The organism is Microcystis sp. M_QC_C_20170808_M3Col (assembly GCF_007095505.1).
In the GTDB taxonomy this organism is placed as follows: domain Bacteria; phylum Cyanobacteriota; class Cyanobacteriia; order Cyanobacteriales; family Microcystaceae; genus Microcystis.
Genome location: NZ_SFBY01000114.1, coordinates 1 through 10567, shown reverse-complemented (window position 1 = coordinate 10567; position 10567 = coordinate 1). Strand labels below are relative to the sequence as shown.

Sequence of the window (10567 nt, the reverse complement as noted above, 5' to 3'; positions counted from 1 at the left end):
CCTCGATGACCATTTTTATTGATGTGATGGCTTTGACATTCTGGGCATTTCATTGTTCTTTCTGCTTATTTTATTTTTCATTTATTTTACCTCATCATCTCTTAATCTGACAACGCCGTAATGCCGCGTTACGCTGGACAAATTTTTTAAAAGATCGCTTAAACCTAGTCGTTAAAATTAACTCTCTCACGAATCCTCGTCGCTTTCTAGGTAACAACGTAATTCTGAGATAACTTCTTCTGCTGACATTGCTTTTAAATTCCCTGTTCGGTACTCTGCCAACGCCTCACGACATTCCTCCATAATTTCTCGTCTTCTGACTTCCACTAACCGCTTTTTGACAATATCAGCCAATAATTCTTGCTGTTCTCTAGGTAATTGACTGACTACCTCTAACGCATTTTCAAACGTAATCATCTTGACTCCTGATGGCAATTTGATCTCTCACTTCAGTATAAGTCCAAATTTAAGAATCCGAAAGCACAGTCGAATTTGGGAGAAACAATCACTTTTTTCTGACTGATCAGGTGTTTCAAGTCCCCTCTCTAAAGGGACGATCGCGGTTTAGATTCTGGGGAAGAGGCGATCATTAGTATTGCTTAGATGTTAAGTTGGTAATCAGACTATAATCAACAAATGAATAGAAAACAGCGAAAAACCTATGATTCTATTTTTGTTGATCCCATCCGCCGTAACATCTTTTGGGATGATATAGCGGTATTCGCTTGAGTGAGATACAGACAAAGTCTTGCCTAGACTGACTCATAGCCTGTTGCACTATACCTCATTCGACTGCATACCGCTATAAGGTGATGGCTCAAGAGTGGGATTTGATCTTAATGAAATTTCCCTTAATATTCATTCCCCGCACCCCCAAAAGGAACTAAAAAGATACCCAATTAAAGCTATTCGTAAATTTTTAATTAAAGCAGGAGTAAACTAATGCAATACAAAGGCTATGAAGCTGTGATTGAATATGATGCCAGCGATCGCTTATTTTTTGGTCGTGTCATTAATATAGAAGATATTATTGTTTTTGATGGTCTTTCCGTTGATGAGCTAGAACAGGCTTTTCAAACCGTCATTGAACAATATTTAACGGATTGTCAAACCCTTAATAAAATCCCTACACCACCAACTTATTCCTTTGATGAGGCGACTACGACGGTAATAAATTAACTAATAGGTCTTTTTAAGTTTCGTAGGTTGACTTATGATATAATTGCTTCTATCAATCTCATTGCTTAAACATGAATTCTGTAGAGAGATATATAAAATCTCCTACCCCATTTATGGTTCATAACTGGGAAAAATTGCTACCTGATTGGCAAGTTCCTCCGCAAACTATCGTAATTGTCTTGATTAATTCTCAATTTCCTTTAGACGAAGAAGGAGAATTAATTGAACAGGAAAAAGATCGCCTACTTAAGCAATTTATGCAATGGGGTCAATCTTTCCATCTTATGAGTCAAAAACAAGGCTTCTTAACAGAAATCATTTGTCCTAAAGAAGGAATACCTCAATACTCAAAAAAAGGCGATGCTCATTTTGATTTGGTTGCCACGGTTCATCATTCATTGGGATTTAATTTTTCGACAGTTAGAGGCTGTAAAACTCTGCTGCATCCAAGATGGCATACTGCTGTCTATCCCGGACTTTTCTTGTCTGGGACGACAGCAGTAGCAGTTGAGTCAATTTTGACAGTATAGAAAACGGGTTTTTTAAAGAAACCCGTTTTCTGAACTATAAAGATTTATTAAAATGTAACTTATGATACAGTCGAGGAGGGGGTGGAGTGCATATTGGCCATTATGAACCGCCAATAAAAAATGAAGTGCATCAACTGGAAAGCTTGACGAAGTAAAGCCGATCTTTTAAAGTCCGAGGTTGAAGAACGAGGCAGATATATTAAAACCGATATTTGACGAAATTGGTCAAAAAATTTAGCTGACAACTAATAGCCATTTTTAAGCTTGCACTATCTTAGTTCGATGGGAACGACCGCGCCACCAAGCGAGTAGGGTACTAGCGATAAAAATACTCGAATAGGCCCCAGCTACGAAACCGATAATTAAAGCTAGGGCAAAATATTTTAAGGTGGTGCCACCAAAGAGAAAAATCGCCACCAGAGGCAATAAAGTGGTCAGGGTGGTATTAATCGAACGAGCTAGGGTTTGACTCACCGCATTATCGACAATTTCATCCACGGATAGTTCAGGAGTTTGGGCGAAATTTTCCCGCACGCGATCATAAATTACCACTGTGTCGTTAACAGAAAAGCCCACAATTGTCAAGAGGGAAACCAAAAATAAACTATCCACTTCTACCCCCGCAATTAAGCCTAAAACCGCAAATACGCCCACGGTAATTAGAACGTCATGAAAGAGGGCGACAATGGCAAAAAAAGCGTAATCCCGTTGAAAACGAAAGCTTAGATAGACGGCAATGCCAAAAAAGGAAACTAATAGGGCCAAAAATCCCGACCTAAATAATTCTTGACCGATGGTGGGACCGACGGTATCGATTTGACTGGTTTCGGGGTCAAAGGTGCCGATTTTCTGATTTAAGGTGTCGAGTAATTTTGTTCTCTGTTCTTCTACGAGGGTTTTCGTCCGCACCGATAAAGTATATTTATCCAACACCTGCACACTACTGTTACCCAATCCTTCCTCGTCTAAAATCACTTGCACTTCGGCAGTAGTTAAGGGTTTCTCACAGTTATTCTTTTTGGCACAGGCTAATTCTATCTGAATTCTCGTCCCACCAACAAAATCTAAACTCGGCCGCAAAGGCGCTTGAATAGTGAACCAAGAAATTACCATGGCCAAAATACTACCAATCGTCAGCAAGGCCGAGACTGTCCACCAAAAATTACGCTGTTTTGTAACGTTAAATGCCATATTGAGTAAGAGGTGAGTGGGGGTTGGGTGTTGGGGGTTGGGGGTTGGGTGTTGGGGGTTGGGGGTTGGGGTATTAGTTGAATTTCCCCATTTCCCCATTTCCCCATTTCCCCATTTCCCCATTTCCCTAATAACTACTGGTTTGCTGGTAAATTAGGGCAGAAAAGTTGGGGTTTTTGACGGACGCTGGGGACGTTTAACACGGTGATTAACAGGAGCGTGCGACTACAGGTTAAAGCGGTAAACATACTCACAGCTACCCCAATGGCTAAAGTTAAGGCAAAACCTTTGACTAATCCCGAACCCAACCAAAATAAGGCACCACAGGCGATTAAAGTAGTGACATTACTATCAAGAATACTGGAAAAAGCCCGGTAAAATCCCGACTCTACCGCCCGAAATAAAGATTTTCCGGCCCTTAATTCTTCCCGGGTGCGCTCAAAAATCAGTACATTTGCATCAACAGCCATGCCGATACTGAGGATAAATCCAGCAATACCGGGTAAGGTCATCGTGACTCCCACTAAGGCAAAAGCCCCCAGAGAGAGTATAGTATAGATAATCAGGGAAATATCAGCGATGACACCGGGTAAACGGTAATAAACCGCCATGAAGATTAAAACTAACAGTAAACCCACTAAACCAGCGTAGATACTGCGACGGATGCTATCTTGGCCTAAAGTTGCCCCAACGGTGCGAATTTCTTCGACTTTGACGGGAAAAGGGAGGGAACCACCGCGCAATTGAATCGCTAGATCGTTGGCAGTTTCGGCGGTAAAATTACCAGTAATCACGGCCCGGCCTCCAGTAATACCAGTTTGGGCAAACTGCACATCAACCACAGGGGCGCTAATTAATTCATTATCGAGGAAAATCCCAATACTGCGACCAGTACCCGCAATCGCTTTAGTCAGTTCGGCAAATTTATTGCCCCCTTCCGAGTCGAAGGTAATGGCCACTTCCCAGTTGGTCCCTTGGGTGGAACTAATAGTGGCATTTTGCAGATTTTTTCCAGTTAAGTCCACCGATTCAAATAGATTTAAAATTGCCTGTTTAGATTTTTGCAGAGATTGTTCTAGTTCGGCAATTTTAGCGGCATTTTCGGGTTTATTCTCGGCTTTGAGGGCGGCTAATTCCGCTTTTTTTTGTTGAAAAATTGAATATTCAGCCCGGAATTCTCCTTCTGTACCTTGTTTTTGCTGACGAAATTCTAATTGGGCCTGAACATTTAAGTTTCTCTCAGCTTCTTTGGGATTTGTGACCCCAGGTAGTTGCACGATTACCTGATTTTTACTGTCCACAGTCTGCACTAATGATTCAGAAACACCGAGGGCATTAACGCGGTTTTCAATCACATTTTGTACCGCTTTTAAATCATTAGGTTGAATGGTTTTTACGGTTTCGGTGGGTTTAACTTGGATCGTTAATTGACTACCACCGCGCAGGTCTAAACCTAATTGTAGGGGTAACTTAATCAGGATGACGATCGAGGCAACAACTAGGCCGATGATCAGTAACAATAACCAATTTTGTCTCTGCATAACTTCGGTATCAAAAGGAAAATTTGTTAAATGCGATCGCTGACCATTTTCTGGACAGCTTCGACAATTTGATTAGGTTGAATAATCGTCAATCTTTCTAGATTACCGTTATAAGGTGTCGGTATATCTTGGGAAGATAATCTTAACACAGGGGCATCTAATTCATCGAATAACTGCTCATTAATTAAAGCAATTAACTCGGAAGCAATTCCTGCCGTTTTCATACATTCTTCCACGATAATCACCTTGTGAGTCTTGCGAATCGAAGCGGCGATCGTCTCCATATCAAAGGGTTTCAGGGAAATTAAATCGATAATTTCTGGATCGTAGCCATCTTTTTCTAACTGTTTTAATGCCTGTAAACAGTGATGACGCATCCGCGAATAGGTGAGAATGGTGATATCTTCTCCCTGGCGAACGATTTCCGCTTTATCTAGGGGTAAAAGATACTCGGTATCAGGTAAATTTTCCTTGAGATTATAGAGAAGAACGTGTTCAAAGAAAAGCACGGGGTTATTATCTCTAATCGCCGATTTTAATAAACCTTTGGCGTTGTAAGGAGTGGAACAAGCGACAATTTTTAGTCCGGGTACTGCGTGAAAATAGGCCTCTAAACGTTGGGAATGTTCCGCACCTAATTGTCTCCCCACACCCCCTGGACCGCGGATAACCATGGGGATTTTAAAATTACCGCCAGAAGTATAACGTAACATCCCGGCATTGTTGGCAATTTGGTTAAAGGCAAGGAGAAGAAAACCCATATTCATGCCTTCAATAATCGGACGTAATCCCGTCATGGCTGCCCCCACTGCCATGCCCGTAAAACTATTTTCAGCGATGGGAGTATCTAAAACCCTTAAATCGCCATATTTTTTGTAGAGATCTTTGGTAACTTTGTAGGAACCGCCGTAATGACCCACATCTTCACCTAAAACAAATACTGTCTGGTCGCGGCCCATTTCCTCATCGATCGCCTGTCGCAAAGCATTAAATAATAGGGTTTCTGCCATATCAAGTCCCCGCTTACAATTCGGTCATCTTATCACTAAACTTATTATCTTACCCCTTTTCTGTCCCGAGGGAATAGTAAATGGGGAAGTGGGGAGAGGGAATTATGACTATAGATAATAGTCTATTCTAGTTACCGACAATCGGCCGGCAAAGAACTAAGATCAAGATCAAGCAATCCCCTACCGTTAAAGCTGATGAAATTACCCCGTCTTGCCGCTTTAATCATTGGTCTGAGCTTTATTTTCGGATTAATGTTGTGGTTAGTCAACTCTATCTATCGTCTTTACATCCAGATCGCCTTTACCGCTCCTATCTTAGCTAATATTCTGCTTTTGCTGATTATCGGACTGCTGGGCTTGCTGATCTACATTCTTTTATACTACTTTTACCTGCTGCCCCAGCGCCAAAAAAGTCGCCGCGGGTTGCATTCTTCCTCCCGTCCACCCCTAAAATTACCGGTAGAAAAAACCGAGGCCGCCGGGGAAACCTTAAAAGCTATCCGGCAACAAGTGGAGCAAATTCAAGATAAAGTAACCCAACAGGTTTTTGTTAAGCGTTCCCAAGAAATTGAGCGAAGTTTAGCCAGAAAAGAAGTTAAAATCATCGTTTTTGGCACAGGATCGGCGGGAAAAACCTCTCTAATTAACGCTCTCATCGGTCAAATGGTGGGCAATGTGGAGGCAACCATGGGAACCACGGAAAAAGGGGAAACCTATAGTTTAAAAATGAAAGGTGTGAATCGGGAAATTCAAATTACCGATACCCCCGGCATTCTCGAAATTGGTGCAGCCGGAGGTGAAAGGGAACAGTTAGCGCGACAATTAGCCACGGAAGCAGATTTACTTTTATTTGTCATTGATAACGATATTCGACAATCGGAATACGCCCCTTTATTGCGTTTAATTGATATGGGGAAACGTTCTCTCTTAGTCTTTAATAAAATCGATCTCTATAGCGATGAAGATCGAGACATTATTTTAAAACAATTACGAGAACGTCTTAAAGGAGTGGTCCTTTCCGCCGATATTATTGCCGTTGCCGCTAATCCCCAACCTGTGCATTTAACCGGGGGACAAATGATCACACCAGAACCAGATATTTTAGCTTTAATTAAACGTTTGGCTTCAGTTTTACGGGCCGAAGGGGAGGATTTAGTGGCGGATAATATCCTCTTACAATCCCAAAGATTAGGAGAAGAAGCTAGGAAAATTATTGATCGCCAACGTCGTCGCCAAGCTGATAAAATTATCGATCGCTATCAGTGGATCGGTGCGGGAGTGATTGCAGTGACTCCCTTACCAGTGTTCGATCTGTTAGCAACGGCGGCGGTTAATGCTCAAATGGTCAGGGAAATTGGTCAAGTTTATGGCTGTGAAATTAACAGCGATCGAGGCAAGGAATTGGCCTTATCTTTGGGCAAAACTCTAGTTAGTTTGGGAGTAGTGAAAGGAGCAGTAGAATTATTAGCCAGAATCCTACAATTAAATTTTACTACCTATATAGTCGGTAAGGCAATTCAAGGGGTCAGTGCCGCCTATTTAACCCGCATTGCCGGCAAAAGTTTTATTGAATATTTCCGTCACGATCAAGACTGGGGAGACGGTGGCATGACGGAAGTGGTACAAAGACAATTTCAACTCAGTCGCAAGGAAGAATTTATTAAGTCTTTTGTAGCCGATGCGATCGGTAAAGTGGTACAACCTTTTCAGGATGATTGGCAGCAAGAAGAAGTTTTAGAAGCTAGTCGCGAGGATGATTGGTAAAGATCGAACCCGGTAGCAATAGGCAAAATTGTATAGTAATTGTTACAATCGTTTTGGGGTTCCACAAGGGCAAAAAAAGATGCGACAGCAAGTTATCGACTGGTTAAAAGAAAACGTCAACGAACACCGTCTGCGACATATTCTCGGTGTAGAGACCATGTGTATTGATTTAGCTAGTCATCACGGTCTCGATCCCGTCCAAGCAGGGCAAGCGGGATTACTACACGATCTGGCCAAATTTTTCAAGCCCAAAAAACTGCTAAAAATGGCGGAATCGGCGGGAATAGACGTGGATAATATCTGTTTATCCCATCCTCACTTACTCCACGCCGATGTGAGTGCGATTGTCGCCCAAAAAGAATTTAACGTTACCGATGAGGAAATTCTCGCAGCAATTCGCAATCATACCCTCGGTCAACCCAATATGAGCGATCTTAGCTGTATAGTCTTTATTGCCGATGCCTTGGAACCCAATCGCGGCGATACACCCGAATTAAACGCCCTACGACAACTCAGCTATCAAAATCTCCATAAAAGCGTTCAACAAACCTGCGATTATTCCCTAAAATATCTTTTAAGTAGCCATTGTCCCATTCATCCCCGCACCGTGCTAACCCGCAACTGGGCGTTACAAATTGTTAAAGAACAACCAACAGAAACTAAAACCATTGATTAACATAATCTCAAGACTCGCTTACAACCACCTCAGTCAAAGGATAACCACAACCTGAATGACCAATCCCACTGGAATTATTACCCCCATCGCCGAAAATCTCAAGACCGAAAAGTTTCTGGAGACAATTGTTACCGCTGCCGAGGACAAGAAAGCGGGGGACATCGCCATCCTGAAAGTCGCCGATATCTGTTATTTAACCGATTATTTTCTGATTATTACCGGCTATTCTACCACTCAAGTGCGAGCGATCGAGTATGCGATCGAAGCTGCTATGGAACTAGAATGGCAACAATCGCCCCGACAAGTGGAAGGAAAAAGCGAAGGTAGCTGGATACTGATGGATTATGGCGATATCATTGTCCATATCTTTTTACCAAAAGAGCGAGAATTTTATAATTTAGAAGCTTTTTGGGGTCATGCTCAACGTATTCCTCTACCTAGCAACCATTTAGAGGAGTAGAATCCATGAAATCCTCCCTTGATTTCTGTCCCGTCCCAGAAGAACAGCAACCGGTTAACGAGTACGAACAATTAAAAGAATCTTGGTTTTTTCGTTGGGCTACCATAGATGTAGCCTCTTATACAAAAAAAATTCTCTGGTTATGGTTATGGACATGGTTAATTGTCGGACCGATTGCTGCCGCTAGTTTTCCCCTCAAAAAAGCCCCTTTTCTCTTCTTCTGTGCGGGGATTTTTGGCTCGACAATTTTGGTAGGATTGGTGTTATTGCGCTTGTATTTAGGCTGGATCTACGTCTATGACCGCTTACAATCGGAGAAAGTATTTTATGAAGAGTCGGGCTGGTATGATGGCCAAATCTGGACAAAAACCGCCGCTATTTTAACCCGCGATCGTTTAATCGTCTCCTATCAAATCCAGCCCATTCTCCAGCGTTTACAAAAAACCGCCCTGATTCTAGGGGCAATTGTCGCTATCAGTGGTCTTTTCTGGCTATTTTTCACTCACTAACCGCAACCAATCACCAATCTGAATGAATAGGGTAAAACGTTCACCAACCCACCGCTTAGAAATTCATCTCCTCCGGGAAGGTATTATTGAATCGGTCCATCATGTCGAGGCCGCTATTTGCGATGACCGCGGCCGGGTGTTATCCACCGCCGGCAGCGCCGAAACTAGCGCCTTTATTCGTTCGGCCCTGAAACCTTTTCAAGCGCTGGCTGTCACCAGTACCGGCACCCTCGAACGCTACGATCTCAACGATAAGGATCTAGCCATTATCTGTAGTTCTCACCAAGGCACCGTGGAACAGTCCCGTCAAGTCTTTAATATTCTCTGGCGCGCCGATATCGATACCAATGCCCTGCAATGTCCCCTCCCAGAAGGTAAACGCAGTCGTTTGCAGTACAATTGTTCTGGTAAACACGCCGGGATGTTAGCGGTGTGTCAACAGCGCGGCTGGCCATTAAATACCTATCTCCGGCGTTCTAGTCCGATACAGAAGCTAATTTTAAGCAAAATTGCCGAATTATTGGGAATGCCGGGGGATGAATTAATCAGCGCCCACGATGACTGCGGCGCGCCCACCTATTCAATGCAGTTGGGGCAAATGGCCCATCTCTACGCCCAGTTAGCCTCTGGCAACCGTTTAGACTTAGAAAGAATCGTCCGCGCCATGACCTATCATCCCCGCATGGTAGCGGGAGAAGGGGCTTTTGATACGGAATTAATGCAGGTTAGCCAAGGGGAAATCGTCAGTAAAGCCGGGGCCGAAGGTATTCAATGTATCGGGCGCGTCGGTGAAGGTTTAGGATTAGCAATAAAAGCCCTAGATGGTTCCAAACGGGCTAAATATGCCGCCGCTTTGCAAATTCTCAAACAGTTAGGCTGGATTACTCCCAATGTGGCCGAATCTCTCTCGGAAAAATTCCTCAAAATCGGCAGTTATACCCGCTTGGAAGTGGTGGGGGAAATGGCTTTATTGTAAATAGTCGGTTAACAAAGCGTAACACATCAAAAATAAAAGGTTTTGGTGTGTTAGGGCAGTATTTATATCTTGATTTTTTTCCTAAAAACAAGGGATTACCTAACCAACCCAGTTGACTCAAATTATAGCCCATAAAAATACCCCCCAATTCTGTATAATTAAGGGGTATGGGTTATATTAACAGGGAATTTAGCCTATTTCTGTGGTTTCTTTTTCGATAGAATGATTGCGTTTTACTTGGCGTTTTATGGTTGCACCAGCACCGAGTATTCCTAGAGAAAAGAGTCCTAAAATTGATGTGGGTTCGGGAACTTGTATAAGGCGTGTATAAACTACCTCAACATCAACAGGTAAATCTATAAAGCCTACCTCTATAAGTCCTGGTGATTGTTCTTTTCTTTTACTAGAATTTGCAACAATGTTAACGGAATCCGTAAAATATGGAAACAAATCTTTTCTTTTACTAGAACTTACATCAACGTTAACGGAATCCGTAAAATATGGAATATAAAATGCATCTGTTCCTAAAGATTCAAATGACAGATTTTCAGATACATTAGTAATATAAAAGTTTATACCCTGAGCAGAAGCATTCATGGCAGCTAAAGCATCTTGGCTCTTCTGGTTTTCGTGTGTTAATTTTTGTTATGAATTAAAGCAAGCAAACAGCTTAAGTCGAAGATGTTCAAAATTGGTAAATCCATAACTTATTCTTTTAATAAGCTTTATTT

The 10567-nt window shown here is 42.4% G+C and carries 12 protein-coding genes; 7 read left to right on the top strand and 5 right to left on the bottom strand.

Annotation, left to right across the window (positions count from 1 at the left end; all coding sequences use genetic code 11):
• Nucleotides 1-186: 186 nt before the first annotated feature.
• On the bottom strand, nucleotides 187-417 hold the full coding sequence (locus EWV84_RS05590; protein ID WP_158201395.1) for a hypothetical protein: 231 nt from the start codon (nucleotides 415-417) through the stop codon (nucleotides 187-189).
• Between the two features lie 525 nt (nucleotides 418-942).
• On the opposite strand from EWV84_RS05590, the gene EWV84_RS05585 reads away from it, so the two are divergent.
• Nucleotides 943-1179: a type II toxin-antitoxin system HicB family antitoxin gene (locus tag EWV84_RS05585; protein ID WP_158201394.1), complete on the top strand. Its 237-nt coding sequence runs from the start codon at nucleotides 943-945 to the stop codon at nucleotides 1177-1179.
• A 71-nt stretch (nucleotides 1180-1250) separates the two neighbouring features.
• A complete protein-coding gene (locus EWV84_RS05580; RefSeq protein ID WP_287076999.1) occupies nucleotides 1251-1709 on the top strand; it encodes a methylmalonic aciduria and homocystinuria type D protein in 459 nt (152 codons plus the stop codon).
• A 258-nt stretch (nucleotides 1710-1967) separates the two neighbouring features.
• Here EWV84_RS05580 and secF read toward each other — a convergent pair whose 3' ends face one another.
• The 3 genes from secF to EWV84_RS05565 form a co-directional block, all read right to left on the bottom strand.
• A complete protein-coding gene (gene secF, locus EWV84_RS05575) occupies nucleotides 1968-2900 on the bottom strand; it encodes a protein translocase subunit SecF (protein WP_287077001.1) in 933 nt (310 codons plus the stop codon).
• Nucleotides 2901-3034: 134 nt separating this feature from the next.
• Nucleotides 3035-4441: a protein translocase subunit SecD gene (gene secD, locus EWV84_RS05570; RefSeq protein ID WP_287076998.1), complete on the bottom strand. Its 1407-nt coding sequence runs from the start codon at nucleotides 4439-4441 to the stop codon at nucleotides 3035-3037.
• A 26-nt stretch (nucleotides 4442-4467) separates the two neighbouring features.
• Nucleotides 4468-5451 carry an alpha-ketoacid dehydrogenase subunit beta gene (locus EWV84_RS05565; protein ID WP_286826399.1) on the bottom strand — a complete coding sequence of 328 codons (984 nt, stop codon included), beginning with the start codon at nucleotides 5449-5451 and terminating at the stop codon, nucleotides 4468-4470.
• A gap of 195 nt (nucleotides 5452-5646) precedes the next feature.
• On the opposite strand from EWV84_RS05565, the gene EWV84_RS05560 reads away from it, so the two are divergent.
• The 5 genes from EWV84_RS05560 (at nucleotide 5647) to EWV84_RS05540 (ending at nucleotide 9836) form a co-directional block, all read left to right on the top strand.
• Nucleotides 5647-7215, top strand: a complete 1569-nt coding sequence (locus EWV84_RS05560; protein ID WP_286826400.1) for a YcjF family protein — start codon at nucleotides 5647-5649, stop codon at nucleotides 7213-7215.
• A 79-nt stretch (nucleotides 7216-7294) separates the two neighbouring features.
• Entirely contained in the window at nucleotides 7295-7891 is a 597-nt protein-coding gene (gene yqeK, locus EWV84_RS05555) for a bis(5'-nucleosyl)-tetraphosphatase (symmetrical) YqeK (protein ID WP_286826401.1), read from the top strand.
• A 55-nt stretch (nucleotides 7892-7946) separates the two neighbouring features.
• Nucleotides 7947-8351: a ribosome silencing factor gene (rsfS, locus tag EWV84_RS05550; protein ID WP_286826403.1), complete on the top strand. Its 405-nt coding sequence runs from the start codon at nucleotides 7947-7949 to the stop codon at nucleotides 8349-8351.
• Between the two features lie 5 nt (nucleotides 8352-8356).
• Nucleotides 8357-8860 (top strand): CGLD27 family protein, encoded by a 504-nt coding sequence (locus EWV84_RS05545; protein WP_287076994.1) that lies wholly within the window; start codon nucleotides 8357-8359, stop codon nucleotides 8858-8860.
• A gap of 22 nt (nucleotides 8861-8882) precedes the next feature.
• On the top strand, nucleotides 8883-9836 hold the full coding sequence (locus EWV84_RS05540; protein ID WP_287076992.1) for an asparaginase: 954 nt from the start codon (nucleotides 8883-8885) through the stop codon (nucleotides 9834-9836).
• A gap of 189 nt (nucleotides 9837-10025) precedes the next feature.
• On the opposite strand, the gene EWV84_RS05535 is transcribed toward EWV84_RS05540, so the two are convergent.
• Nucleotides 10026-10433: a PEP-CTERM sorting domain-containing protein gene (locus tag EWV84_RS05535; RefSeq protein ID WP_287076990.1), complete on the bottom strand. Its 408-nt coding sequence runs from the start codon at nucleotides 10431-10433 to the stop codon at nucleotides 10026-10028.
• Nucleotides 10434-10567: the final 134 nt, after the last annotated feature.

Bases quoted from the DNA above. Each gene is read 5' to 3' on its own strand.
- EWV84_RS05590 (WP_158201395.1), bottom strand. From the start codon at position 417: ATGATTACGTTTGAAAATGCGTTAGAGGTAGTCAGTCAATTACCTAGA.
- EWV84_RS05585 (WP_158201394.1), top strand. From the start codon at position 943: ATGCAATACAAAGGCTATGAAGCTGTGATTGAATATGATGCCAGCGAT.
- EWV84_RS05580 (WP_287076999.1), top strand. From the start codon at position 1,251: ATGAATTCTGTAGAGAGATATATAAAATCTCCTACCCCATTTATGGTT.
- secF (WP_287077001.1), bottom strand. From the start codon at position 2,900: ATGGCATTTAACGTTACAAAACAGCGTAATTTTTGGTGGACAGTCTCG.
- secD (WP_287076998.1), bottom strand. From the start codon at position 4,441: ATGCAGAGACAAAATTGGTTATTGTTACTGATCATCGGCCTAGTTGTT.
- EWV84_RS05565 (WP_286826399.1), bottom strand. From the start codon at position 5,451: ATGGCAGAAACCCTATTATTTAATGCTTTGCGACAGGCGATCGATGAG.
- EWV84_RS05560 (WP_286826400.1), top strand. From the start codon at position 5,647: ATGAAATTACCCCGTCTTGCCGCTTTAATCATTGGTCTGAGCTTTATT.
- yqeK (WP_286826401.1), top strand. From the start codon at position 7,295: ATGCGACAGCAAGTTATCGACTGGTTAAAAGAAAACGTCAACGAACAC.
- rsfS (WP_286826403.1), top strand. From the start codon at position 7,947: ATGACCAATCCCACTGGAATTATTACCCCCATCGCCGAAAATCTCAAG.
- EWV84_RS05545 (WP_287076994.1), top strand. From the start codon at position 8,357: ATGAAATCCTCCCTTGATTTCTGTCCCGTCCCAGAAGAACAGCAACCG.
- EWV84_RS05540 (WP_287076992.1), top strand. From the start codon at position 8,883: ATGAATAGGGTAAAACGTTCACCAACCCACCGCTTAGAAATTCATCTC.
- EWV84_RS05535 (WP_287076990.1), bottom strand. From the start codon at position 10,433: ATGAATGCTTCTGCTCAGGGTATAAACTTTTATATTACTAATGTATCT.